The sequence below is a fragment of the Streptomyces lydicus genome (assembly GCF_004125265.1).
GTDB classification, from domain to species: domain Bacteria; phylum Actinomycetota; class Actinomycetes; order Streptomycetales; family Streptomycetaceae; genus Streptomyces; species Streptomyces lydicus_C.
The window spans coordinates 8439720-8466116 of record NZ_RDTE01000003.1; the positions used below are offsets into that span (position 1 = coordinate 8439720).

The 26397-nt window shown below is 71.4% G+C and carries 19 protein-coding genes; 6 read left to right on the forward strand and 13 right to left on the reverse strand.

Translation table 11 applies throughout. The features are described from left to right. The first annotated feature begins 318 nt into the window (after positions 1 to 318). Entirely contained in the window at positions 319 to 1878 is a 1560-nt protein-coding gene (locus D9V36_RS39785) for an alpha/beta hydrolase (protein ID WP_164993123.1), read from the forward strand. Between the two features lie 146 nt (positions 1879 to 2024). Here the strand turns inward: D9V36_RS39785 and D9V36_RS39790 are convergent, their stop codons facing one another. From D9V36_RS39790 to D9V36_RS39800, 3 genes are all read right to left on the reverse strand, one after another. Continuing rightward, positions 2025 to 3845 (reverse strand): TIGR03767 family metallophosphoesterase, encoded by a 1821-nt coding sequence (locus D9V36_RS39790; protein WP_129298042.1) that lies wholly within the window; start codon positions 3843 to 3845, stop codon positions 2025 to 2027. A gap of 279 nt (positions 3846 to 4124) precedes the next feature. Further along, a complete protein-coding gene (locus tag D9V36_RS39795) occupies positions 4125 to 4562 on the reverse strand; it encodes an SMI1/KNR4 family protein (protein WP_129298043.1) in 438 nt (145 codons plus the stop codon). Between the two features lie 224 nt (positions 4563 to 4786). Continuing rightward, the gene (locus D9V36_RS39800; protein ID WP_129298044.1) at positions 4787 to 5380 is read right to left on the reverse strand and encodes a DinB family protein; all 594 of its coding nucleotides are present in this window, start codon (positions 5378 to 5380) and stop codon (positions 4787 to 4789) included. Positions 5381 to 5683: 303 nt separating this feature from the next. Here D9V36_RS39800 and D9V36_RS39805 point away from each other — a divergent pair, with 303 nt between their 5' ends. The 5 genes from D9V36_RS39805 (at position 5684) to D9V36_RS39820 (ending at position 10251) form a co-directional block, all read left to right on the forward strand. Beyond that, positions 5684 to 5863, forward strand: coding sequence for a ribbon-helix-helix domain-containing protein (locus D9V36_RS39805; protein ID WP_129298045.1), 180 nt, complete (start codon positions 5684 to 5686; stop codon positions 5861 to 5863). 1 nt (position 5864) lies between these two features. Beyond that, a complete protein-coding gene (locus D9V36_RS39810; protein WP_129298046.1) occupies positions 5865 to 6209 on the forward strand; it encodes a VOC family protein in 345 nt (114 codons plus the stop codon). 311 nt (positions 6210 to 6520) lie between these two features. Beyond that, a complete protein-coding gene (locus D9V36_RS39815) occupies positions 6521 to 7627 on the forward strand; it encodes a DHA2 family efflux MFS transporter permease subunit (RefSeq protein WP_241721236.1) in 1107 nt (368 codons plus the stop codon). Positions 7628 to 7650: 23 nt separating this feature from the next. Next, the gene (locus D9V36_RS42460) at positions 7651 to 8181 is read left to right on the forward strand and encodes a hypothetical protein (protein WP_241721237.1); all 531 of its coding nucleotides are present in this window, start codon (positions 7651 to 7653) and stop codon (positions 8179 to 8181) included. 90 nt (positions 8182 to 8271) lie between these two features. Then, positions 8272 to 10251, forward strand: coding sequence for a cellulase family glycosylhydrolase (locus tag D9V36_RS39820; RefSeq protein ID WP_241721238.1), 1980 nt, complete (start codon positions 8272 to 8274; stop codon positions 10249 to 10251). Positions 10252 to 10324: 73 nt separating this feature from the next. On the opposite strand, the gene D9V36_RS39825 is transcribed toward D9V36_RS39820, so the two are convergent. The 10 genes from D9V36_RS39825 to D9V36_RS39870 all read right to left on the reverse strand — a co-directional run bounded on the left by D9V36_RS39825 (position 10325) and on the right by D9V36_RS39870 (position 26394). Continuing rightward, positions 10325 to 10924: a hypothetical protein gene (locus tag D9V36_RS39825; RefSeq protein ID WP_129298047.1), complete on the reverse strand. Its 600-nt coding sequence runs from the start codon at positions 10922 to 10924 to the stop codon at positions 10325 to 10327. Between the two features lie 108 nt (positions 10925 to 11032). Beyond that, positions 11033 to 12490, reverse strand: coding sequence for an ATP-binding protein (locus D9V36_RS39830; RefSeq protein ID WP_129298048.1), 1458 nt, complete (start codon positions 12488 to 12490; stop codon positions 11033 to 11035). Beyond that, positions 12487 to 14169 carry an FAD-dependent oxidoreductase gene (locus D9V36_RS39835; RefSeq protein ID WP_129298049.1) on the reverse strand — a complete coding sequence of 561 codons (1683 nt, stop codon included), beginning with the start codon at positions 14167 to 14169 and terminating at the stop codon, positions 12487 to 12489. Before D9V36_RS39835 ends, D9V36_RS39830 begins: the two co-directional genes overlap by 4 nt. A 232-nt stretch (positions 14170 to 14401) precedes the next feature. Next, positions 14402 to 15385, reverse strand: coding sequence for an alpha/beta fold hydrolase (locus D9V36_RS39840; RefSeq protein WP_164993124.1), 984 nt, complete (start codon positions 15383 to 15385; stop codon positions 14402 to 14404). 126 nt (positions 15386 to 15511) lie between these two features. Continuing rightward, positions 15512 to 16870, reverse strand: a complete 1359-nt coding sequence (locus D9V36_RS39845; protein WP_129298050.1) for a M1 family metallopeptidase — start codon at positions 16868 to 16870, stop codon at positions 15512 to 15514. A gap of 54 nt (positions 16871 to 16924) precedes the next feature. Further along, positions 16925 to 20812 (reverse strand): Pls/PosA family non-ribosomal peptide synthetase, encoded by a 3888-nt coding sequence (locus tag D9V36_RS39850; protein WP_431357775.1) that lies wholly within the window; start codon positions 20810 to 20812, stop codon positions 16925 to 16927. Between the two features lie 298 nt (positions 20813 to 21110). Next, entirely contained in the window at positions 21111 to 22397 is a 1287-nt protein-coding gene (locus tag D9V36_RS39855; protein WP_129298052.1) for a PucR family transcriptional regulator, read from the reverse strand. Between the two features lie 262 nt (positions 22398 to 22659). Further along, positions 22660 to 24531, reverse strand: a complete 1872-nt coding sequence (locus tag D9V36_RS39860; RefSeq protein WP_241721239.1) for a bifunctional 3-(3-hydroxy-phenyl)propionate/3-hydroxycinnamic acid hydroxylase — start codon at positions 24529 to 24531, stop codon at positions 22660 to 22662. A 29-nt stretch (positions 24532 to 24560) separates the two neighbouring features. Continuing rightward, positions 24561 to 25481, reverse strand: coding sequence for a VOC family protein (locus D9V36_RS39865; protein WP_129298053.1), 921 nt, complete (start codon positions 25479 to 25481; stop codon positions 24561 to 24563). 40 nt (positions 25482 to 25521) lie between these two features. Then, positions 25522 to 26394: a fumarylacetoacetate hydrolase family protein gene (locus tag D9V36_RS39870; protein WP_129298054.1), complete on the reverse strand. Its 873-nt coding sequence runs from the start codon at positions 26392 to 26394 to the stop codon at positions 25522 to 25524. Positions 26395 to 26397: the final 3 nt, after the last annotated feature.

Below are 26397 nucleotides of genomic sequence, written 5' to 3' on the forward strand. Positions count from 1 at the left end.
ACCGGCTCCTCCAGCCCCTCCAGCCCGTAAGTGGTGTCTGGCCACCCCGTCCAGCCTTTTCGGCTCGTAAGTCTGTCCAGCCTGTATGTCCGTCCAGTCCGTCACGCGCGAGGGAAGCCGACCGCTGCCCCGCCCGCCGCCCGCCACCCGGCGGACGGCGGACGGCGGTGGAGCCTCGGCGGGAGCCCGTCCCACCGGCCCGTCGGGGGTGGTCCTGGTGCCACCCCGGAAAAGGGCACCAGTGTGATCGAATCCGGACCCCTGACCCCCGAGGATCCCTCTCATGGCAGCGCACCCCGCGCGCCGAGGGGAGGACCGATGTCCGCGTGGAGAAAACCGTGGTGGCCGGTGGCCGCCCTGTCCGGGACGGTGGCCGCCGTGCTGATCTCGGCGGTGCCGCCCACCGCGCCGTCTGCCCGGGCGGCGGACCGGTCGGGGCCGCCGGTACCGGCGCGCTACGCCCACCAGCAGCTGCACTGGCAGCCATGTGCGGCGAAACCCTCACTGGAGTGCGCGAGTATGACCGTGCCGCGTGACTGGCACCATCCGGGTACCGGGGCGGACCTCACCGTCGAGGTGTCCCGGCACCGCGCGGCCGACCCGGCCCGCCGGCGCGGGGTGCTGATGATGGCAGCGGGTGGGCCCGGCGCTTCGGGACTCACCCGGCCCGCGGATTTCGTCGCGCGCTCGCCCGCCGTGGGGGCCGCGTACGACGTGGTCGGCTTTGACCAGCGCGGCGTCGGCAGCAGCACGCCCGCGCAATGCCAGACCGACGCCGAGTTCCGGGACTTCTACGCCCACGACTTCCGCGATCGCTCACCCGCGGCCCTCCGCGGTGTGCTGGCCCGCTCGCGGCAACTCGTCGCCGGCTGCCTGCGGCACAGCGGCGATCTCGTCCGCCGGCTCACCACCGACCAAGCCGTGCGCGACATGGACTTGTTCCGCGCACTGCTGGGCGTGCGCAAGATCTCCTATTACGGACCCTCGTACGCCACCTGGCTCGGTGCTTACTACGCGACGGAATTTCCGCAGCGTATCGAGCGTGCGGTACTGGACAGCAACGAGGACTTCAGCGGCACATGGCAGCACGCCCAAGGAGGACTGCCGAAAAGCTTCCAGCGGCGCTTCGAGCAGGACTTCCTGCCCTGGATCGCACGCCACGACACGATCTACCACTACGGACGCACGGCGTTTGCGGCCAAGGCGAGATGGGAGGCACGCCGTCATGCCCTGCACATGCGCCCGCTCACCGTCGGCGCGCTGACGATCGGGCCCAATCAGCTCGACAACACCACGATCCAGAGCATGTACAACGCGCGGCAGTTCCCGCAGCTGGCGGCCGCACTCAGGGCCCTCGACCACTGGCCGTCCACCGCACCGGCCGAGCGCACAGGGGTCGCCAAGCTCTTCGCGCGCTACCTGTCACCGGGATTCGCGGCTGTGTACTCCTCGGTGACGTGCAACGACACCCCGTGGCACGGCGACCTCGGCTACTGGCTCGACCGCAGCGCGAAGGATGCCACCGCCTATCCGCTCGTCGGGGCGCGCGAGCTGGCCTACGCGGCCACCTGCGCGGCCTGGCCGGTCTCCGACGCGCCGCGCGTCCGGGTCACCGGCCGGGGCCTGCCCACCACACTGATGCTCAACTCGGTTCACGACCCTGCCACTTACTACGAGGGCGCACGTGCGGCACACCGTGCGCTGCGCGGTTCACGGCTGGTCACGGTGACGGGCGGCGGCGATCACGGTCAGTACCAGAACGGCAATGCGTGTGTGGACGGCATCGTGAACGCCTATCTCCTCGACGGCACCGCTCCGGACCATGACGTGTCCTGCGCGGCGGACCCGCTTCCTGTGCCCTCGGGACGCCGCGGATGAGAACTCCTCTTGGAACATCTTCTCGCGCTGATCAAAGAGCACCGGTGAGGCTCGTCTCGATCGCCACCCACGCGTCTGCTCGGGTGCGCTCGGCAGGGCGGAAGGATCGGCAGGGCCGGTGCAGACCCGTGGGCGGCTTTCCCCTCTCACGCCCGGCGGACGAGGAGTTCGGTGTTGCGGTCCGCCGCGGTGCCCGCCATCTTTTCGTGGACGCCGTCGGTCAGGCCCGCGGCGAGGCCGGGAGCGTTGTAGGACAGCTCGCGGTAGAGCGAGGCGAGGCCGACCGACGAAAGGTCGTCGAAGTCCGTGTGGTACGGGGCAGCGGATTCGATGAGGGTGGTGAACAGGGACAGCGTCCCGTCGTGGTTGTCCACGAGTTCGACGATCCGCGCGTGCTGTGGATAGTCCACGTGCGAGGCGGTGTTGACCTCCCAGAAGGAACGGGCGGCCGTCGGGTGGGCGTGCGGCGTGATGTGGTTGATGTGGCTGTGGCCGTTGATCCATGCCACCACGTTCGGGAACCGGCTCAGCAAGGCGATGACCTCTTCGCCGTCGTGCCGCTTCTCCTCCGACCGGGCCGCGTCGGGGCGCCGGGTCATGCTCGGGCTGTGGTGGTGGCTGAACACCATGATGTGCGCGTCATCCGCACCGGTGTTGCGCACCAGCCGTCCGTCCTCGTCGTAATGACGGGAACTGTGGGCGGCCAAGGTCCTCTCCAGCCACCGTAGTTGCTCGGTGCCCAGGGACCCTTCGAAGTGGCCGCTGCGGTAGGTGGTGTCGATGCTGATGCCGATGACGCCCTCGGCGATGGTGAAGGAGTAGTACATCCGGTCACCGTCGAGGTGGTTGTCGGTGTAGCCGTGTCCGGCGGGCCCCGCTCCGGCGAAGGCCGGGTTCAGATGCGCCCGCAGGTACTCGTGGGGTGTGAACATCCGTCGGCGCTCGTCGGCGGTCACCGTGCGGGCACGGGAAGTGTTACGGCGGAGGATGTCCTTGAGCACCGTGCACTTGGGGTCGTCGCCGCTGTCCAGCACCTTGCGGAAGGCGGCCACATCGGCATCCGGTACCGAGAACAGCTTGCGCGCCCCGGTGATGTACTCCGTCAGCACGGGATCCTGCGGGGCGAGACAGCCCCCCGGCAGATCGTCGTGGTTGCCGGGCGTCGAGTACCAGGGGAGTCGCAGGCCGGGGCTGACGACCGGGCGCACCGCGGCTTCGAGGTAGCCGGGGAGCGGCGGCATACCGCGTTTCTTGTCCTGGTCGCGCAGGCTGCTGTCCGGATGCCAGTACAGCGCGAGGCCGGAGTTCTGTACGCCCTCGTACGACGTCGGGTCACCGGTGTTGGGCGTGATACGGCCACCGCTCATGAGGGTCAGGAACCACTCCAGTTCCACCATGGAGTGGTTGTCGATGTTGTCGCCCGTGGACATGACGAAGGCCGGCGGCCGGCCGGTGTGCGGTCCCTTGCGGACCGCGTTGGCCTGCTCCACCAGCGACACCGCACCGGCCACCGACAGTGCCTCCTGCGTCCGCCACGACCCAGGCGATCCGACGCGCAGGTACTCGGTGCGCAACGGGCTCTGGACGTCGGCCACATGGAGGTCGGTGAACTGGAGGAAGCACGCCAGGGCGGTCCGCCGGTCCTGGCGTCCGGACGCGGCGGAGGCGAGCTCACCCCGGACGACCAGGGGCCATCCGGGACCGGAGGCGATCCGGCGGTAGCCGCCGCTGCCGACGAGGCGGGCCGTGGTGTCGAGGGTGGTGGTCCCGAACGGGGCCGCGCGTCGCCCACCGGGGCCGGCCGGCGACGTACGGGTGAGGGGCTGTGCGTGTGCGGTGCCCGGGGCCCCGCTGCTGCTGCGCCGGTTCGGCAGTGCCCATGCGGCACCGGCTCCGGCGACGGCGGCACCGGAGCTGAGGAGGAAGCGACGACGGTTGGTGGGGATGTGGGTTTCAATACCGGCCATGAGGCCCTCCGTGCCGTGGCCGGTGGTGTGCCTGACCACAGCGGTGTCACCAAGCGGAATGTCTCATTCCAGATCCTGGGCGGCGAGCGTGACCGGAACTTGAACGGGCCCGGAACTGGGCACACCCATTGCCCATCGGTAGGGTCCGCCCCCTCGGTGGCGCTCCCGTGGCGCTCCGGTGGCTCCCGGGTGTCGCGCGGTGGGCTGTGGCGACCGCCCATGGCGGAAGGGGGCAAGCGTTGCCCCCTTCCGCCATGGCCCGCCCTGTCAGCCGACGCCTTACGGCTGATACCAGTCGTCTCCGTCGACGCGCAATGAGCGACCGAGATAGTCCCGCAGATCGCCGGCCACCCACCTGCGGCTGTCGCTCTCGTGCTCCCAGACGAAGATGTCCGGCCGCCGGGGCTTCTGCACGAAGGCGAACTGATCACCACCCCCGTTGTCCCCGAAGAACAAGAGGGCATCGAAAGGCATGTACAGCTGGGCGAAGGACTCGTCGGACCGGAAGAGCAGGTTCTGCTGGATGATCTGGTCGATGCTCCAGACCGTGTCCACCTCGGTGCGGCCGATCACTCCGTCGCTCTCCAGGAGCAACTGCTTGAGCTCCGCCGGCAGGGCTCGCCCCAGCCGCCCCTCGGCCTCGGCGAGTTCGGCTGCCTGCACCGGCTCCCGAAAACCGGCCTCAGGAAAAGCCTCCAGCACCGCTCGCGTCCACATGATCACGAGCATAGCCAGCTCATCACGCTCACCTGAACGGCAGCTGCAGGTCGGAGGCCAGGGGCCTTACTGCGGATGGGGCGCTCCGGCCGTCGTCCGTGGAGTCGTACGAGGGGCGCTGCCGGACATCGTCTCACCCGGCGCAGGCGGCGGCCCGGCCGCCGGCCCCGGCCCGGTCGCCGGCCCTGGCCCCGACGCCGGCCCGACCCCGACCCGGTCCGAAGTTAGGCGTCCCGATCGGCTTCCCGCGCTGCCTCCTCCAGCCGGCTTCGATGGTTCTCCCACCACGCTGAATCGCGCACAGGCATGTCGTCCTTTCCCTCGCCGAACCCCGCAGCGCCATCTGTGAGTTCCCGGATGATGTCGGCGTGGCCTGCGTGCCGGTGCGTGTCGGCGAGCACGCGCACCACGGCCTGGTGCAGCGTCACCTCGTTCTTGTTGCTCGGCCACCACGGCACCCTGCCCATGGTGTCCAGCGGCAGCGCGTCGACCGTCGCGTCTGCGTGCCCCCACGCCCGGCGATAGAGGGCCACCATGTGCTCGCGTGACTCGTCGGCGGTGGCCCACATGTCCGCGTTGGGCTCGGCACCGTCCTCGAGCCAGGGCAGTGGCTCGCCGGACGGCCGTCCGAACGTGTCGCCGAGGTAGCCCAGTTCCACGCCGGCCAGGTGCTTCACCAGCCCCAGGAGGTTCGTGCCGGTCGCCGTCCGCGGACGGCGGATGTCGTACTCCGAGAGGCCTTCGAGCTTCCACAGCAGGGCTTCGCGTGCGGACTGCAGAGAGGAGCGGAGATCAGCCTTGGCATCCGATGCGGTCATGGGGCCAGTCTGCCGCTCGCGCGATCTTTACCCACCGCCTTTCTCCATGCTCCTGTCCGCCCGCTGCATCCGATCGCCTTTTCCGCCGCGGCGCATCGGACTCATCCGACGACGGGGCGGGCGAATGGGGCGGACCGCTTGAGACGCGGGCATGGCGTCGGCCATCAGGGCGTCGCCGGTCCGGGGCAGTTGCCCTGCCTCGGCGTGCGGACGGCAGCCGGGGCGTGCGGGTGAACCGCAAGAACAGACAGAAGGCGATCCGTGGGCTAGCATGCTAGCAATCTAGCGGGCTAGTATCCGTGCATGGGTGACACGGAAGTCAAACAGTTCAACGTGTATCTGCCGCTGGGGCTGATCAGGCAGGTCAAGCATCACGCGATCGAGACAGGCATGTCGCTGTCGGCGCTGGTCGCCGACGCGTTGCGTGCCTACCTCGACGACGCCCATGGACAGCGGGAGCACTCTTCCGGAAAGGAGTCATGACATGGCAACTGAAGGTATCGAGGCGGTCTTCGTGGAGACCCGCAACTGGGGGAAGACCGCAGGGTTCTTCCAGGAACTGGGTTACGAGTTGGAGACCTCCGCCGGCGACGGTTCCGGCGTGTTCCGCAATGGGGAGGGCCCCTATTTCGTCGTGGTCGAGATCCCTGCGGACCGCGAGCCCGGCGTGCAGGTCGCGCTGAAGGTGCCCGACGCGGACCTGTTCCGTCCCGGCCCGGCCGTCGAAGTGGCCACCCCGTTCGAGGACACGCACTACGGGACCCGGGAGATGACCGTCCGGGATCCCGACGGGCGGCTGTGGAGTCTGCAGGCACCTGCGAAGAGCTGACCTCTGCCTCTCGCCGGGTGGGCTGATTCGCCTCGGCCGATGTGCCGGCACCCTGCCCGGCCGGTCCTGCGGCAGTGACGAATTCCGCGCCGCTCGGCAGTGGCATGGCGCAGTGCAGGAGAGGCAGCGGCACGTTGCTGCTTCTCCTGCTTCTCCTGCCCGTGAGCGCGGGCTGATCGAACCGACCGAGGCGAACTCCGGGGGAACGTACCGGCGGTGCACCGGCCGTGCCACGGCGGAGACCGAAGCCGGCCGGCCGCCGGGTCGCCGGGCAACCCTTTGGGGCGCCAGGAGCAAAGGACGAGATGCGCATGAGCAGGAGTTGGCGCGGCAATCCCTGGGCGGTGCTGCTGACGCTCAGCCTGGGATTCTTTATGACACTGCTGGACCTCACGGCCGTCAACGTGGCCGTCCCCAGCATGATCGGCGACCTGCATGCGTCGCTGGACGAGGTGTTGTGGGTGATCAATATCTACATCCTCGTTCTCGCCGCACTGCTGATCACCTTTGGGCGGCTGGGCGATGTCCGCGGGCCGCGCACGATGTTCATCGGGGGCGTCGTGCTGTTCACCGTGGCGTCCGTGCTGTGCGGCCTGTCGCAGGATCCGGCCCAGCTCATCGCCACCCGGGCGGTGCAGGGGCTGGGTGCGGCAGCGCTGATGCCGCAGACGATGACGATCATCATCGGTACCTTCCCGGCCGAGCGCCGGGGAGCCGCGCTCGGCGTCTGGGGTGGTGTCGCGGGCGTGGCCACGATCGCCGGGCCCACTCTCGGCGGGCTCCTGGTCAGTACGGCGGGCTGGCGGTGGATCTTCTTTGTCAACGTTCCGATCGGCGCGATCGTCCTCGTGATGGCCGTCACGCTCGTGCCCGACATCCGGCACGGCAGCCGCCGGAAGCTGGATGTTGTGGGCGTCCTGCTCGCCGCGGCGACGCTGGTATGCCTGACCTTCGCACTCACCGAGGGCCAGCGATACGACTGGAACGCCGGGATCTGGGCTCTGCTGGGCGCGGCTGCCCTGTTGCTCGTACTCTTCCTGCTTCACCAGCGCGCCCGGCAGCACCGAGAACCGCTGCTGCCCTTCGTGCTCTTCCGCGACCGCAACTACACGGTCATGAGCTTCGTGTCCGCGACCGTCCAGGTCGGGATGCTCGGTCTGTTCCTGCCGGTGATGATCTATCTGCAGTCGGTGCTGCGCCTCAGCGCCCTCGCGGCCGGACTCGTGATGGCGCCGGCCATGGTGGTGTCAGCGGTGCTGTCACCCGTCGCGGGCCGGATGGCGGACCGGATCGGCGGCAAGTATGTCCTGATGACCGGTCTGACCCTGTTCGCGGCCGGCCTGGCCTGGCTCGCCCGGGTCACCGATGTCGGCCGCGCGTGGTGGGAGTTCCAGCCTGCCCTGATCACGGCCGGGTAGGTATCGGCTGCGTATTCGGCCCGATGGTCACGGTCGCCATGTACCACGTGGAGCCCACGACGGCCGGGGCGGCGTCCGGTGTGCTGAACACGATCCGGCAGATCGGCACCGTGATCGGTAGTGCCGCAGTCGGCGCCGTACTGCAGAACCGCCTGGCCGCCTCGCTGCAGGACGAAGCGGCGAAGCGGGCTGTGGGCCTCCCGGCCGGTGTCGGCAGCCGGTTCCTGGAGGGCTTCCGCAACGCTGCCGAGAGCGGTCGGGAAGTCGGTGTCGGGCAGGGCGGCGCGATGGTCGACCCGCCGCAGGGAACGCCGACGGGCCTGGTTCACCACATCGAGCAGGTGGCGGCAGCCACGTTCGAACACGGGGTGGTGCACGCGATGCGGCCGACCCTGGCACTGCCCGTCATCGTGATCGCGGTCGGTGCCCTCGCATGCTTTCTGGTGCGACGGGGACCGGGGGCGCACCCCGGCCGTCGGCAGCCGCCGGGGCCGTCGTACGACCGGGCCGGAAACGGCCGCAGAGGTATGGCCCCGCCGGCCACTCATCGGTAACTTGGCGGGGCCCCGCCCGGCGGTGCGCCTGCCGCGGGGCTGCTCGCCGGGCGGACCCGACGGGCACACCCGACGAAGCAGGCGGATGACGTGAAGTCTCTCTTACGCTCGGCGTGCGGTGCCGCGGCGCTGTGCCTCGCCCTCGTCCTCACGGGCGGCCCGGTCCCCGGCGCGGCCGCTGCCCCTGTCGGGCCGGACGCCTCCGCTGCCGCGGCGTCGGCCGTACGCACCTGGGCGCAGGCTTCGGCCGCTCACGCACCCGCCGCCGCATGGACGGCACCGCTGTCCACCAGGGGCCGCTATATCGTCGACGCCGACGGCAAGCGGTTCCGGTTGAAGGCGGGCAACTGGGACGGCGCGCAAGGCTCGTGGAACGGTTCGGGGGACATCAACGACGCCGCCGCACACCACAGCGGTCAGAACTCCCACGGCATACCGCTCGGCCTCGACCGTGTGGGCATCGCCTCCCTGCTGCGCGACTTCCGCGCACTGGGCCTCAACAGCATCCGGCTGCCGTTCTCCAACGAGATGATCCACTCCGATGCCCCGGTGCCGGATGCCGCGGTCGCCGCCAACCCGCAGCTGCGCGGCAGAACACCACTGCAGATCTTCGACGCCGTGGTCGCGGCCCTGACCGCGGACGGTTTCGCGGTCATCCTCAACAACCACACGAACACCACCCGATGGTGCTGCGGCCTCGACGGCAACGAGCGGTGGAACAGCCGCCAGAGCACTCGGCAATGGGCCGACGACTGGGTGTTCCTGGCCCGCCGCTACCAGGACAACAGCCGTGTCGTGGGAGCGGACCTCTACAACGAAGTGCGCCGTGACGTCTGGGACGACCCCAACTGGGGCCTGGGGGACAACCACGACTGGCAGGCCGCCGCCCAGGAAGCGGCGGACCGGATCCAGACCGAGGCCAACCCCCGGCTCCTGCTCATCATCGAAGGCATCAACTGGACCGGACTGCCGGTGGACGGTCTGCCGCACGGCCGACCCACCCTCACCCCGGTCCGTACGCTCTCGCACACCCTCGTCCGCTCCGGGAAGCTCGTCTACTCGGCCCACTTCTACGGCTACACCGGCCCGCACCACAGCGGCGCCACCGGCGTGGGGGAGACCAGCGACCCCCGCTACCAGGACCTGACCCGCGACCAGCTGCGCGCCGTACTGCACGATCAGGCGTTCTTCGTCTCCACCGAGTCCGGACAGCACTTCACGGCACCCCTGTGGATCAGCGAATTCGGCATCGGCGCCGACGAGTCGGGCGCCGCGGCCCGCGCCTGGTTCGCCAACCTGACGGATGTCCTCGCCGACAACGACACGGATTTCGCCTACTGGCCGCTCGTAGGCTGGAGCACCGATGCCCAGGGCCGCCCTGCCGGGGACAGCTGGGCCATGCTGCGTTACGACCGCGCCGGGCACCGCAGCGGAATCCTGGACGGCAACGACTGGCGTACGACGGCGTGGAAGCGGCTGCAAACGGCACCACAGCGGACCGGCTCCGTGCCGCCGACCCCGGCCTGGCACCAACTCACCCTCGACCACCGTGATTTCGTCCAGTCTTTGACCGCCCGGGCCCTGGGCGACTGGGACGGCGGCGCCCGCAAAGCGGCCTGCCCCGACGGAGAGCGGCTGATCGGCATCAGCCACACCCAGGGCCGCGGCCTGTGCACCGACGCCCCCGCGGCCCGGGAGCTGCGCGCGCCCGGAAGTGCACCCGAGGTCGTACGTGACGAGCGGTACGTGCCGGCCGGTGGCGACTGGGCACCCGGCTACAGCAAACTGCAGTGTCCCGCTGATCACTTCCTCACCGGATACAGCCTGCGCGGGGAGGCGGTCTCCGCCGCACTGTGCACGCCCGCCCGCACCTCCCTGGGCACCGCAGGCCAAACCCTGTGGTTCGACCACGGTGACCACCGCCCGCCCGGTGACCCCGGCGGCGACTTCGCCCACGGCCACTACAAAGGCCAGTGCCCTTCCGACGCCTACGCGGCAGGCATCGCCTACACCCACCGCCCCGGCCACCGCGGCACCCCCGATGCCCTGCTCTGCCGACCGCTTTCCTGACGCCGCCGGGACCCCCGCCTCGATGGCCGTGGCGGGGTACCGGCTCTCCGGGCCGGTCCGCCGGGGGTGGTCGTCAGGAGACGAAGTCGCAGAGGGCGGGCAGCGGAGCGCCCGCCTCGATCGAGCCTATGTAGACGATGGCTTCCTCGAACTGCCAGTAAGAAAGCGGTTCATGGCGTGGGCCGATGACGAGCAGGTTGTCCCCGCAGCGCCAGGCGGCGTGGCGCCAGTTGCCGTCTCCCATAGCCAGGGTGCCGCCTTCGGCCGTGAGGTCTTGCGCCGGTGGGCCGAGCCGTTGGGTGAACGCGGCGACAGCCGCGTCGATGTGCGCGTCGAACACCTCACGTTCGGCGTTTGCCCGGCTGGACCAGCCGGGCAACGAGCCCCACAGATCTTCGCTCCACTGGTCGTCGTCAACCCAGTAGAAGTGGGCGAATGACACGGCAAGGGCGTCCCCGAGATGGGCGAGGTGCCCCTCGCCGGTGAGGAACGTGTCTTCCCACGGCAAGTCGTCGCTCGCCTCGCACCAGCCCAGACGCCACATCGCCGCCTCGGAGACCGCCCAGTCACCCAACGGCAGTTCCGCCAGGCCGGCGATCTGCTCCACAAGCCGCGGGGTGAAGGCGCACGCGGCGACGTGAAAGGCGATGTCATCAGAGTCTTCGTTTGCCATGGCAGGACGATATCCGGATCGTTCGAGTGTTTCAGGGCTGGGGCGGCGGCACGGGGCGGAGGTGCTGCCGGGCAGAAAGAAACGAGGGGGCGATTCCGTCCGGGGAATTCAGGTCGGTTCCTGTGGGGGAGAGGGGGCGGCGGAGGCCAGCGGGAGGCGTACCTGGAAGCGGGTGTCGCCGGGGACGGAGTGGAACCGCAGGTCTCCGTTGTGCTTGTTGACGACGATTCGCCAGGAGATGTCCAGGCCGAGACCGGTACCCTCACCCACCGGTTTGGTGGTGAAGAACGGGTCGAAGACGCGGTCGCGGATCTCGGCGGGGACCCCGGGGCCGGTGTCGCGGAACTCGACGAGCAGATGGTCTCCCTCGCGGGCGGTGCGTACGGTCAATGTGCCGTCGGCGCCGGTGCCGTTCATCGCCGAGACGGCGTTGTCGATCAGATTCGTCCACACCTGGTTGAGTTCGCTGGGGTAGGCCGGGATCTTCGGCAGGGTGCGGTCGTAGTCCTTGACGACGGTGATGTGCGGGCCGATCTTCGCGGAGACCATCAGCAGGGTGCTGTCCAGCAGCTCGTGCACGTCGGCGACCTGGTGGGGCGCCCGGTCGAGTTGCGAGTACTGCTTGGCCGCGGTGACCAGGGCCGAGACACGGTTGGTCGACTCCTCGATCTCGTTCATCAGCAGTTCGGTTTCCACGGTGTAGTTGAGCCACCGCACGGCACCTTCGAGGGTGTCCGCGTCCACCGCCGCGGCGATCCGGTCCAGCCAGTCGGTGTCGAGGCCCGCCTGGACGAAGGTCGGTGCGAGCTGCCATCCGTCCCCGATGCCGTGGTCGTCCAGCCAGTCGGAGAGGGCGTCCTCCCGGTCCGAGGCTTCCAGCGGGCTCAGGGTGGTGGCCTTGGCGACGCGTTCGGCCGTGCGCTCCTGGACGTCGATCAGCGTCTGCATGCTTTCGCGCCGGTACGGGCGTGCCGCGATGAGGCCGAGCTTGTGGCGCATCCCGGCCACACGCTCCCGCAGCGCGGAGGTGGCGCGCACGGCCGCGGTGGCGGGGTTGTTCAGCTCGTGGGTCAGCCCGGCGGACAGCGACCCGAGAGCCAGCAGCCGCTCCCGCTGGCCGACGGCCTCCTGGGTGCTCTTGGCCCCGAAGAAGAGGCCTTCCAACAGGTGCACGGCCATGGGAAACCATTCGCGCATGATCGCGGCGAAGGTCTCCGCGGGCAGCACGAAGAAGCGGGCGGGCTCGATGACCCGCAGGGAGCTGTTGTACACCTGGTGCAGGCGGTCACCCAGGTAGGCCTGGAACGCTCCCGCGTACACCCCGCGGCTGGAGCTCCGGGTGATCTCGACGTCGTAGTCCCCGATCCGGCGGGAGAGCGCGAGGGTCCCTTCGAGCAGCACATAGAAGCACGTGGCATCGTCGCCCTCCCCGTACACCGGACCGGGCGGGAACTCCTCCACACGTCCTTCGCGGCAGAGCCGGGCGATCTGGTCGGGGGCCAGCTTCTCGAACAGGAACAGCGATCCGAGTTCTTCCCGGCTGCACGGCATCGGCCGGCCGTTCATGACTGCTCCAGGTATCGGTGGGCGAGCATGACCGCCATGGCTCCCTCGCCCACTGCGGAGGCGACACGCTTGGCGGACTCGGCGCGGGCGTCCCCCGCCACGAACACGCCCGGGACGTTCGTCTCCAGGTGGTACGGCGGCCGGTCCAGCTCCCAGCCGGCCGGCGGGCGCCCGTCCGCGGTCAGATCGGGGCCGGTCAGGATGAACCCGTGCGAGTCCCGGAGCACCGTGCCCTCCAGCCAGCCGGTCAGCGGGGCCGCGCCGATGAAGACGAACATCCACTGGGTGTCGACGAGTTCGGTGTGGCCGGTCTCGGTGTCGCGCAGGGTGATCTGTTCCAGCTGATGCGCACCGTGGGCGGCGTCGACGACCGTGTGGGTGCGCACCGAGATGGTGGGCGTCTCGTCGACCTGCTGGACGAGGTAGTGCGACATCGACGTGGTCAAGGAGGGCTTGCGTACCAGTACGGTGACCGACTTGGCGCTCCGGGCCAGGTAAATCGCGGCCTGGCCCGCGGAGTTGGCGCCGCCGACGATGTACACGTCGTGGCCTTGGCACGCGGCCGCTTCGGTCAGGGCCGAGCCGTAGAACACGCCGCAGCCGGTCAACTCGGTCACCCGGGGCGCGTCCAGCTGCCGGTACGACACGCCGGTCGCCAGGATCACGGAGTGCGCGGCGACAGCGGAGCCGTCCGAGAACCGGACGACGCGCGAGGCGCCGTTGACCTCCAGCCCGGTAACCTCGCGCGCGGTCAGTATCTCGGCACCGAACTTCGCCGCCTGCCGCCGGGCCCGGTCGGTGAGCTGTGCCCCGGACACGCCGTCCGGAAAGCCGAGGTAGTTCTCGATGCGTGAGCTCTGGCCCGCCTGGCCTCCGGTCGCGGAGCGTTCCACGAGGACGGTGCGCAGGCCCTCGGAGGCCCCGTACACGGCCGCCCCCAGACCGGCCGGTCCGCCGCCGATGACGACCAGGTCGTAGAAGTCGGTGGCCGGGGTCGTCGCGAGACCGACCCGGGTGGCCAGCTCCTGGTCCTCGGGCTCGACGAGGGCCGTGCCGTCCGGAGTGATCACCAGCGGGAGCCGCAGGCCCTCCTCGCCCGCGGCGCACAGCAGCCGCCGGCCCTCCGGATCGTCGGACGAGTACCAGCGGTACGGCACCTGGTTACGGGCCAGAAACTCCCGTACGGCCGACGAACGCGCCGACCAGCGGTGCCCGACGACCTTGGTGACGGCCACCGGCCGGTTGTCGGCGGTCCGCCAGGACTGCAGCAGGTCGTCGACGACGGGGTAGAGCTTCTCCTCGGGCGGCTCCCAGGGCTTGAGGAGGTAGTGGTCGAGGTCGACGACATTGATCGCGTCGATGGCCGCGTCGGTGTCCGCGTACGCGGTCAGCAGCACCCGCCGGGCGCCGGGGTAGATGTCGAGAGCCTGCTCGAGGAACTCGATGCCGTTCATCTGCGGCATCCGGTAGTCGGCCAGGATCACCGCCACGGGACCGCCGCGCAGCTTCAGCTCCTGCAGGGCGGCAAGGGCGGACTCGCCGGACTCCGCGCGCACGATCCGGTACGACGCGCCGTAGCGCCGCCGCAGGTCGCGGGCGACGGCCCGGGACACGCCCGGATCGTCGTCCACGGTCATGATGACGGTCCGCGCCGGACCGGCGGTCTGCTGCACAGGCATCCCGTCCCCGGGTCGATCACCGTCCCCGAGCCGATCGCCCGTGCGCACCGGCTTCACCTGTCCGACCGGCACGCCGGTGCGCCGGCAGTCCCCATTTTATGGGCGAATATCAAGCTTTGCTATGCAGCATGAGGGGCCCGGCTCCCCTCACCGGGAGCCGTCGGGGAGGCCGCAGAGCCGCCGGGGAGGCTCCCGGCGCGCGGCGACTCAGCGGCGCGGCCGGCGTGCCCCGTCAGGGCGCGGGGCGTCTCAGCCGGCGGCCCAGGAGGAGGGCTCCCGCGCCCGCGATCAGCGAGGCGGCGGCGATGCCGGTGAGCGCGGTCGCGGCCCGGGCCTCGTGGGCGGCCCCCGTGGCGGGCAGCGTGGGCCGGGCGGTATCGGCCGCGGTGGCGGCCTGGAGGACGAGGTCGGTGACCGCATCGGGGTGGGAGACCATGGCCACGTGGGAGGAGTCGATCTCCACCGTGTGGGAACCCGCGCGCTTCGCCTCGAAGCGTTCCTGGTCCGGGTTGATGGTCTTGTCCTGCTTCGCGACGAGGAACCACGAGGGAATGTGTTTCCAGGCGGCGGCCTCGGCCTTCTCCGAGAACGCGGTCGTGGCCACGGGCCGTTGGGTCACCGCCATGAGCCTGGTGGTGCTCTCCGGCAGGTCGGCGGCGAAGACCTGATGCAGCCTGTCGGGCTTGAGGTAGAGGTCGGTCCCGCTGAGGCCGCCGCCGGCGCGGTAGGGAACGGACCGCGTGGCGGTGCCGAGTTCGCTGGGGAACCTGGCGGACAGGGACATCCCGCTCTCGCCCACGTCGGGCATCAGTGCTGAGACGTACACCAGGGACTTCACCCGGGGGTTGCCCGCGGCGGCCGAGCTGATCAGGGAGCCGCCGTACGAGTGGCCCACCAGCACGAGCGGACCCTTGATGCTGTCCAGTACGGAGGCGATGTAGGTGGAGTCGCTGTACAGCCCGCGCAGCGGGTTGGCCGGGGCCATGACGGCGTAACCACGGCGTTCGAGCCGTTCGGCGACCCCGTTCCAGCTGGAGGCGTCCGCGAACGCCCCGTGCACCAGCACGATGGTGGGTTTGGCCGTGGCCGTGGCCGTGCCGCCGTCCGCGGTGGCAGGGGCCGCCACGGAGGTGCACAGGGCCATGGCGCACCCGGCCGCGATGACATAGGTGCGACGTATTCGGCGCCGTGAGCCGGGGACCGGAAATGCTGCCATGGTGTTCACACCTTCCGTGAGACCTACAGCACCTGAGTGTTCATCCCTCCGCACCGGCAGGCGCGCCACGCGCGCCGAACGGGTCACCGCGGGGGGCCGTCCGGGTGCCTGCGGAGTCAACGGGTTTTAGGTCTGCCTCGTGGGCTGCGGCAGCGGAGGCAGGGAGGGCTGGCGCAGCCAGGCGTGGAAGAGGGTGTCCAGGGGAGCGGCCGCGTACTGCTGGGCGTGCGCGGTGAAGTCGGCGGTGCTCACGACGCCGTGGTGATGGATGCGGGTCCAGTCCCTGAGCATCCGGAAGAAGGCGTCGTCGCCGAGGGCGCAGCGCAGCGCGTGGACCGTCAGCCCGCCCCGCTCGTAGAGCCGGTCGTCGAACATCAGCTCCTTGCCCGGGTCGGCCGGCAGCAGGTCCTGCGGAAGCGTGGCCAGCAGCTGGTGCGCGACGGTGGCGTGAGCGACTGCGGTGAGGCCTCCCGCGTGCTCCGACCACAGCCACTCCGCGTACTTGGCGAAGCCCTCGTTCAGCCAGATGTGCCGCCAGTCGGCGACCGAGACGCTGTTGCCGAACCACTGGTGGGCCAGTTCATGGGCGATCAGCCGTTCCCAGGTGCGTGCGCCGTCGAGATGGTTGGAGCCGAAGGTGGCCATGGCCTGGGCCTCCACCGGGACGTCCAGTTCCTCGTCGGCGATCACGACCGTGTACTCCTCGAAGGGATACGGCCCGAAGACCTCCTCGAAGAACCGCATCATGAGGGTCTGCCGGGCGAAGTCCTCGGTGAATTCGGGCAGCAGTCGCGCGGGCAGGTGGGCGGTCTGCGTCACCGGCGGGCTCTGTCCGTCCGCCGGTGACGGTCCGGTGAGCGACACGGCCGTGTACCTGCCGAGGGAGACGCTCACCAGGTAGGCGGAGGTCGGGGCGGGCTGCTCGTACACCCAGGTGGTGCTGCTTGCCCGGGTGGTGCGGCTGAGCAGCCGGCCGCCGGTGATCGCGGCGTACGGGGACGGCGTGGTGATCGCCACCCGGTAGGAGGCCTTGTCGGCCGGCCGGTCGTTGCAGGGGTACCAGGAGGGTGCACCGACCGGCTGGCTGGCCACCAGCGCACCGTCGGCCAGTTCCTCCCAGCCCAGGCCGCCCCACGGGCTGCGCACCGGCATGGGATTGCCGGTGTAGCGCACCTCGACGGTGAAGGCGGTGCCCGGGGCGAGCGCCTTCGCCGGGCGGATCCGCAGCTTGCCCGCCCGGTGGGTGAAGCGCACGGTACGGCCGTCCAGCAGCACCCGCTGAATCCTCAAGGCGGCCAGGTCGAGTGTGATCTCCTCCAGCGGCGCGGGGCCCGCCAGCGCGCTGAGCCGGGCGGAGCCGCTGAGCCGGTTGGGCATGGGCCGGTAGTCCAGGTCGAGTGCGTAGTGCTGGACCCGGTAGCGGGTATCCCCGTGATCCGGGAAGTACGGGTCCCTGCCGGGAGGGGAAACCTGCCGGGGATTCAACGGTCTCGCTCCCTCCTGGCGCCGGCGGGCTGCGGTGCCTCGTCGCGCGGTGCCTCATTCTCGCCAGACCGCCATCGGGTTGCCCAGCCACCGGGTGTCGTCAGGGACGGCTTCCGCGCCCATGGCCAACGACGCCGGCCCGAGTGTGCTGCGCGCCCCGAGGGTGCTTCCGGGCAACACGATGCCGCCCGGTCCGAGTGTGGCACCCTCGCGGAGAATCACGGTGTTCATCCGCATGATGCGGTCGTGAAAGAGGTGCGTCTGCAGCACACAGCCCCGGTTGACGCTCACCCCGTCCTCCAGGGTGACCAGGTCGGCTTCCGGCAGCCAGTAGGTTTCGCACCACACACCCCGGCCGACGGTGGCCCCCAGGGCCCGCAGCCAGAGGTTCATCACCGGGGTGCCCGGCACCGGGCCGATCAGCCACGGCACGGCCAGCACCTCGACGAAGGTGTCGGCCAGCTCCGTCCGCCAGACGAAACCGCTCCAGAGCGGGTGCTCCGCCGCGCGGAACCGGCCCACCAGCAGCCACTTGGCAGCGATGGACACCCCACAGGCAACGATCCCCGCGGCCAGCAGCACCAGGCCGGACAGCAGGGCCGCCACCGCCGGTGAGCCGTGTGCGGCAAGGTGGGCCAGCGCGGCCAACGCCAGCAGACCGAGGGCGGCGGAGACCAGCACCGGCAGCAGCCGGCACACTTCGACCAGCCCTCGGGCCCAGAGCAGCCGGGCCGGCGGATCATAGGTCAGGCGGCGGTCCCCGGTGCCGGCCGAGCGCGGCAGACGCATGGGCGGCATTCCCAGGTACGAGCTGCCCTTCTTCGCCTTCTCCGGAGTCGCCGACAGCACCCCCACCAGCCCTCGTGCCGGGACGGCGCGGCCCGGGGCGGTCATGCCGGAGTTGCCGAGAAAGGCCTGCTCGCCGATCTCGGCCGTGCCGATCCGCAGCCACCCGCCCCCCAGCTCGTACGGGGCGACCAGGGTGTCATCGGCCAGGAAGGCACCGTCGCGCACCCTGGTGAGACTGGGCAGCGCCAGCACGGTGGAGACCTCGGCGCGCCTGCCGACCCTCATTCCCAGCGCACGCAGCCAGACGGGAGTGACGAGGCCGGCGTAGAGCGGAAACAGCGTGTCACGGGCCCGGTCCATGAGCTGGCTGACGGTCCAGGCCTGCCAGCCGGTCCGGCTGTGCAGCGGGTACGAGCCGGGGCACAGACCACGGCTCAGCAGCCGGACGGCGACCATCAGCAGGGCGGCGTACGCCAGCCCGAAGGCCAGCGTGGCGGGCACGAGCGCGATCAGCGCTCCGCGCAGGGCCTCGCCGGGGCCGTCCCCGGCGTGGACGAAACAGCCCGCCACCGCCAGTGCCGGGACCGCCGCCGGCAACCGCAGCAGCCCGAGCCCCGGGCCGCTCATTCCGTAGAGCGCCGCCCACCCGGCCCGGCGCGGCGGACGCCGCTTCGGCCACCGCCGCTCGGCCTTGCCCAGCTTGACGGCGGGCGCACCGCCCCAGCTCTGGCCGGTCGGCACCCGGGCGGTGACGACGGAACCGGGAGCGACCTGGGCCCGCTTGCCCACCCGGGAACCGGGGAAGAGCGTGCTGCGGACACCGACCACCGCGCCCGAGCCCACCTTCACCGGACCGACCTCCAGCCGGTCCCCGTCCAGCCAGTAGCCGGACAGGTCGACTTCGGGCTCGACGGCACACCCCCGGCCCAGCTTGAGCATCCCGGTGACCGGCGGCAGCGAGTGCAGATCGACATCCGGCCCGATACGGGCGCCCAGCGCCCGGCCGTAACGGACCAGCCAGGCCCCGGACAGGCAGTGGGCCCCGCTCACCTCCGCGAGCCGTTCCGCGGTCCACAGCCGCAGGTGGACGCTGCCGCCGCGCGGGTAGCTGCCCGGCCGCAGCCCCCGCAACAGCAGGCGCGCCCCGCCGGCTGCGATCGCCAGCCTGCCCGGCGGGCTGAAGAACAGCAGGCCGCCGGCTGCCGGCCACCACCAAGAGGCCGTCGGCGCCCAGGGGTAGCTGCCGTACCACGCCAGGACATTGCCCAGGGCCAGCAGCCCCGGCATCCAGCGCAGCCCGGCCACGGTGAACAGCGGCAGGAGCAGGAGTAGTTGCACGAGGCCGGCCCGGGCCGGTACGGGCGTCACCCGCCGCGCGGCGTCGCGCTCGTCCGGCGCGGAACGGTCCAGCAGCCGGGCCAGCTTGCGCAGGGTGGGCTGCCGGTAGATGTCGCGGACGGCGGTGGCCGGGTAGCGGTCGCGGAGCAGGGTGGTGAGCTGGGCGGCGGCGAGGCTGCCGCCGCCGCTCGCGAAGAAGTCGTCCCGGGCGTCGGTGACCGGCACACCGAGGATCTCGCGCCACTGCTCGGCCAGCCACGCTTCGGTACCGGTGAGCTGCCCGGCCGGACCCGACCGGCCGGGACCGGACCCTGCCGTCCACGGCAGCGGCCAGGGCAGCGCGGCCCGGTCCACCTTGCCGGAGGTGCGGGTGGGCAAGGAATCGACGGGGGCGAGCAACGGCACCAGGGCGGCGGGCAGCTGGGCGCGCAGCCGCTCGACGGCCTGCGTCCGGTCCCAGCCGTCCTGGGTCACCACATAGCCGACCAGCAGGGGGTTGCCGCCGCGCGCTGTCCGGACGGCGGCCGCGGCGCCGCTCACACCGGGCAGTGCCTGGAGGGCCGCGTCCACCTCGCCGAGCTCGATCCGCCGGCCGCCGAGCTTGATCTGTTCGTCGTCACGTCCCAGGAAGAGCAGTCCGCCGGGTTCGGCCCGTACGAGGTCACCGGTGCGATAGGCCCGGGTCCAGCCGAGTGACGCCAGCGGGCCGTATTTCTCGGCGTCCTTGTCACGGTCCAGATAGCGCGCCAGTCCGGCCCCGCCGATGACCAGTTGGCCGCTGCCGCCCATGGCGACCGGTTCACCGGCCCCGTCCACCACGGCCAGGTCCCAGCCGTCCAACGGCAGGCCGATCCTGACCGGTCCTTCGCCGGTCAGCAGCGAGGCGCAGGTGACCACGGTCGCCTCGGTCGGACCGTAGGTGTTCCAGACCTCCCGCCCCTCGGTGACCAGCCGCTCCACCAATTCGGGCGGACAGGGCTCGCCGCCGAAGACCAGCAGCCGTACCTCATTGAGCGCCTCGGCCGGCCACAGGGCGGCGAGTGTGGGGACCGTGGACACGACGGTGATGTCCTGTTCGGCGAGCCACGGGCCGAGACCGGCTCCGTCCCGCACCCGGGAACGCGGCACGGGCACCAGACAGGCGCCGTACCGCCAGGCGAGCCACATCTCCTCGCAGGAGGCGTCGAAGGCGACCGAGAGACCTGCCATCACCCGGTCACCGGGACCGATCGGCTCCTCCCGGAGGAAGAGCGCCGCTTCGGCGTCGACGAAGGCCGCCGCGCTGCGGTGGGTGACGGCGACGCCCTTCGGCCTGCCGGTGGAACCGGAAGTGAAGATGATCCAGGCGTCGTCCGCGGGATCCGGACGGCGCGGAGAGCCGGTGGCGCGGACGCCCGTCGGGGTCACCCGCCGCCCGGCCGTCAGGACGGCGCTCACCGCCGCCTCACTGAACACCAGACCCGCCCGCTCGTCCGGATCCTCGGCGTCCACCGGTACATACGCCGCACCCGCGGCGAGCACCGCCAGAATGCAGACGTAGAGGTCATTGGTGCCCGACGGCAGCCGCACCCCGACGCGGTCGCCGGCGCCGATCCCGGCCGCCGCCAGCCGGCAGCGCAGTTCCTCGACCTCACCGGCGAGTTCCTGGTAGCTCAGCGCGGTCCGTCCGTCGTCCAGGGCCGGCTCGTGCGGATGGATCAGGACGGTGGCGTCCAGGATGTCCATGAGCGTCCGCGCAGCGGGAGCCGTCCGTCCGCCGAATACGGCGGGAGGGCTCTCGGTGCGCTCACCGACGGCTTCCTGCTCCCGCACCATGCGCCCCGACACCAGCTCAACCATGCGCACCTCGTTCTTCGTTCCCCCTTGCACGAACAGGGGCCGGGGCGGGAGACCGGGTGGCATGCACCTTGTGCACCTTGTGCACCTCGTGCCACGCGGTCCCGCCCGGTCCCGGCAACGGCACTGCACTGCACTGCATGGCACGGACCACGCGAATCGCCCGCAGAAGTTCACTCGCCCATCCATGCGAATATCCGGCACTCCGCAATGCTCGGCGAGGAATATGGGCAAAAGGGTTGTTTCTTCCCGTGCCGGTGGTGTCGCGGTGGTGTCGTCAGCCGAGCAGGGTCCGGGCGATCTCCAGCGCGAGCCGGAGTTCCAGTGAGTTGACCGCAGTGGCGGCCGTAGGCAGGAGTTCTTCGGCGCGTTTGACGCGGTAGGTGACGGTGTTGCGTGCCACGTGCAAGGTGCCGGCGACGGCCCGCAGGCTGCGTTCCTCCGCGAGGTAGACCCGCAGGGTCTCGCGCAGCTCCCGTACTCGGGCGCCGTCGGAGGCCAGGGGGCCGAGGAGGTCGTGCATGAACCAGCGGGCGTGTTCGGGGTCGGCGGTGGCCAGGGCGACGAGGCGCGCTTCGCGGTAGTCGGTCAGCCAGTCGCCGGGAGCGAGCCGGGCGATGCGTTCGGCTTCGCGTGCGCCGTAGTGGCTGCGGCGCATCCCTGCCGCGCCGTGGGCGGGTGGGCCGAGGGCGAGGTGCACTCCCGGGGCGCGGTCGGTCCCGGCCCGTACGCGGTCGGGGAGGCCGGTGACGTCGTCAGGGGCGTGCAGCCACAGCCAGGCGAGGGTCCCGGTGACGGGGATCATGAGGGCCTGGCCGGTGCCCACCGTGCGGGCCAGTGCGGTCGCCGTGTGCTGCAGCCGCTCCGCTGCGGGCAGTGGGTCCTCGGTGCGGTGGCACCACAGCACGGCGGCCAGGTGCGTACGGGTGACGTCGTAGCGCAGCTTCCGGGTTGCGGCTTCCGGTTCCACCGGGCGGGCAGCCAGCAGGTCGTCGACCGTCTTGCGGCGGGCCGCTTCGTCGCTGCCGCGCCAGCGGTCGCGTTCGGCGATGTAGGACTCGGCCATCAGACTGGCGTGGGTATCGGCGTGGGTGAACAGTTCCTCGGTGATCCGGCGCAGCTCGGTGAGGCGTTCACCGGCCGGGACGTACCGTTCGACGGCCGAGGTGAGTTCCTGGGTGAGTCCGGCGTGGCCGAGCCGTACCCCGCGCAGGACCCGGTCGAGTCCGACGCCGCGGCGTGCGAACTCGCGGCAGCCCTCCAGGGCTTCGTCGGGCAGGGCGCCTCCCTCGCCGCTGGTCTCGGTGAGCAGCAGGCGCAGGGCCGCCAGGACCGTCGACTCGGTCGAGCGTCGCAGCGTGGCCAGGGGCGCCGGGCCGCCGCCGTGTTCGGGAACCTGCTCCAGGATCTCCGCGGCCATGGTGTCGGCGGTCTGCACCGCCCACCGGACGGGGCCGGGGCCGAGGACGGCGGTCATGGCGGTCACCGCGGCAGGGGACAGCGCAGGCTTGTGGTGCGGGTGGTCCTGGTCCGGTTCGAGCTGCCGGAGCCATTGCCGTGTCATGACCGCTTCCTTTCGGGTCCATGGTGGCGGGGCCGATGACCGCACCGGAGACCGCACCGCTTCCGGCGCACCCACTCACCCCTATCACCGGTGCCTGCGGTCCGCTGGGTCCGGCCCTCCGCCGGGGCCGGCCGTCCGCTGGGGCCGGCCGTCCGCCGGGGCCGGCCGTCCGCCGGGGCCGGCCCTCCGCCGGGGCCGGCCGTCCGCTGGGCAATGGCCCTCCCTCCCGGTGCGGACGGGAGGGAGGGAAGGCGGAACTACCTCACCGGACGGGCGACACAGCGGCGGACGCCAGCAGCTCCCGGGATGCCCCCAGGGATGCCCCCAGCTCCTGCCGCAGCGCCGCCACCAGGCCGGGCGCCTCCTTCATGCGGGCCGCACCGCCGAAGAGGTAGTGGTCCGGGCGCAGCAGCAGGGCCTGCCGGCCGCAGCGTTCCAGGTGGGAGCGGTAGGTGCCGTCGAGGTCGACGACATCGGCCGGCCCGTTCGCCGCCGGGTCGCCGGTGACCCGCAGGAGGCGGAGGCCGAGCCGTGCGCACCAGTCGAGGGTGTCGTCGTCGAGGACGGTCCGTGGGTCCTCGGCGGCGAGCAGGGCGAAGCCGGTGCCGATGACCTGGTCGAAGAGCCCGGTACGGCCGCGGAAGCGCACCCGGCCCTGGCACCCGAGCTGCCCGGCCGGGGCCTGCGGCTCGCCGTCCGTGCTCTGCCGCAGCAGCCCTGTGGTGAGGATCTGCGGGGGCATGTCCGCCAGCGGGTCGCGGCCCGCCCGCCGGTCGGCGAGCATCCGCGTGTCACGCGAGGCGGCCGCCGCGGGTTCGGGTTCGCAGATGATGCCGCCCAGGAAGACGGAGAGTTCGATGGCGTACCGCAGATGCCGGGAGCGTTCCGTGGTGTAGGTGTCCAGCAGGGTCTCGCCGGCTTCGCCGCGGAGCACGAGGTCCAGTTTCCAGGTGAGGTTGGCGGCGTCGCGGATGCCCGAGCACATGCCCTGGCCGGCGAACGGCGGCATCTGGTGGGCGGCGTCACCGGCCAGGAACAGGCGGCCCTCGCGCCAGTTCTCGGCCCAGCGGGCGCGGAACGTGTAGACGGTGTGCCGCTCCAGGGTCGCGTTGCCCGGGTGCAGGTTCCAGTCGGCCAGCAGCCGCCAGGCATTCGGTGCGCTGCCGAACTCCGCGGCCGACTCGCCGGGCAGCAGCATGAACTCCCAGCGGCGCCGGCCCGGACCGCCGGAGACCGCCGTGGTGGGCCGGCGGGGGTCACAGACCTGGAGGTTGCGCGGTTCGAAGACGCGGTCCGCCTCGTGCGGGAGGACATCCAGGACCAGCCAGTCGTGCTGGAAGCCGCGGTCGGTCATCGTGGTCGTCATCCGCGAGCGGACGAAGCTGTTGGCGCCGTCGCAGCCGACGACATACCGGCCGCGCAGCGTGCGGTCCCTGCGCACACCGCCGCGGAGCACCGGCTCGTCCCCGCCGCTCTCGGCGACGCTCAGCGTGACCCCGTCCGCGTCCTCGGCGAGATCCGTGGCCTCCCAGCCGCGCAGCACGTCGACCCCCGTGGTGCGGCGGGCCTGCGCCTCCAGGGCGGCCTCCAGCTGCGGCTGGGTGAAGAGGTTCATCGCCGGCCAGCCGGAGGTGCCGGTGTCCTCGAACGCCAGCCGCAACAGCGTCTCGCCGTGGCCGTTGCGCCACTCGTAGTCCGCGGCGGGCTCGCTGAACGTGGACAGCGCGTCCGCCAGGCCCAGCGAGGCCAGGATGCGGGCGACCTCGTGGTCGAAGACCACCGCCCGCGGCAGCGGATAAGGCTGCGGCCAGCGTTCGACGAGGCCGATCCGCCACCCCCGGGCCCCGAGCTGTATCGCGGTGGTCAGCCCGACCGGCCCGGCGCCGACGACCAGCACGTCGTACGCGTCCTCGCCGCCCGACCCGACGGCGCCGACGGCCGGGACGGGGCGGGGAACCGGGACCGTACCGACAGCCGGGACGGTACCGGCAGCCGGTATGACGTCGGCAACCGGCACCGGACCGACAGCCGGGACGACATCGGCATCCGGCACCGGGCCGCCGACAGCCCTTACGGGGCCGTCGGCCGTTTCCGTCATGCCACCCGCTGCGGCGTCCGTGTGGTTCTCGTTCATGGTGGGTGTCCTCCTGCCGTACGGGGTGGTCAGCTCGCGTCGTGGGCGCCGGCCATCAGCGCGGCAAGGTCCTCGGGGGCAAGGAAGGAGGGCGGGACCGGCGGGCCCCAGCTGTAGAGCGAGCGGGCGTCCTCCCACACCCGGGGCGTCCACAGCTGGTCGTCGACGATGCAGTCCATATCGGCGAAGTACTCGGAGAAGTTGCCGGCCGGGTCCTTGAGATACCAGAAGAAGTTCGAGCCGACGTGGTGGCGGCCCAGCCCCCAGACATGGCGTTCGGGGTGACCCTCCAGCATGCGGGTCGCGCCGCGCCCGACCTCGTCGACGTCGTCGACCTGCCAGGAGGAGTGGTGCAGGAAGGGGACCGGGGCCTGCTGCACCAGGACGTTGTGATGGTCGGTGGAGCACCGAAGGAAGGCGGCGCCCGGCACCAGATCGCTGACCTTGAACCCCAGGCCGTCGGTGAAGAACCGCTGTGAGGCCGCCTGATCGGTCGACCCCAGCACCACATGCCCCAGGCGGCGCGGCCGGACGGCGCCCTCGCGCAGGACCGCCGGTGCCCGGCCGCCGGGCCGCTCGGTCCGGCCGGGACCGTTGCAGGGCACGGACCCGGCGGCAGGCTGTACGAGACGGGGCTGGACCTCGACGGTGACGGTCACCTCCGTCCCCGGATCGACCGCGCGCAAGCGGTGCCCGTCGCGGACGTACGGCATCTCCAGGCGGTCCAGGGCGGTCCCGATACGACCGAGGTCGTCGGGGTCATCGGCGGCGACGACCAGCTCGTCCAGCCGGCGCCGGGCGGCGTGCACGATCTTCAGCTGCTCGCCGCCGTCGGCCGAGGCGAAGCGCCCGCGGCCGAGTGCGGTGAGCCCGAAGTCGGCGTAGTAGTCGTGCGTGGCGTCGACGTCGGGCACACCCATGGTGATCCGGGCCAGACGGTGCAGGGGCATAACGGCTCCTCGAAAGCAGGGGACGGGGGGAGGGCGGCGGTCAGGCGCCGGGGCCGTCGGGGTGACCGGGGCCGGTGACCAGCCGGTTGCGGAGCGCGCCGATACCGTCGATCCAGCTGTGCAGTTCCTCGCCGGGAGCGAGGAAGCGGCGCGGAGTGCGGGCGCCCCCGACCCCGGCCGGGGTGCCGGTGAAGACCAGGTCGCCGGGCAGCAGCGGGCAGACGGCGGAGAGCCACGCGATCTGCTCCGCGACCGGGAAGACCATCCGGCCGGTGCGCGACTCCTGCATCGTCTCGCCGTCGACGGCACAGCCGAGTGCCAGGTCATCGGGGTCGGCGAACTCATCGGGCGTGACCATGACCGGTCCGGTCGGACTGAACCCCGGGAACGACTTGCCGAGCGCGAACTGCGGTGCCGGTCCCTGGAGTTGGATACGGCGTTCCGAGAGATCCTGCCCCACGGTGAGACCGGCGACGTGCTTCCAGGCGTCCTCAGCACGCACCCGATGGGCGCGAAGGCCGATGACCGCGACCAGCTCGACCTCCCAGTCCACCATCCCGCTGGGCAGCTCCACCGTGTCGTACGGGCCGGCCAGCGAGGTCGGGTACTTGGTGAAGACGGCCGGCCGGCCGGGAGTGTCGAGGGCGGACTCCTCGATGTGGTCGGCGTAGTTCAGGGCGACCGCGAACACCTGGCGCGGGCGGGGGACGGGGGCGCCGAGCCGGTGGTCCTCCAGCGGCATCCGCTCGGCCTCCCGCGCGGCGGGCGTCCGTGCCCAGGCGGTGAACTCCTGCCAGTGCTCGAAGACGGCCTGCGGGTCGGACGGGAAGCGACCGGCACTGGCCTTCTCGACATCGACCGCCCCGTCCTCGTGAACGAGTACCAGACGATTGCCGAGCTGTGCTGTGCGCATGGC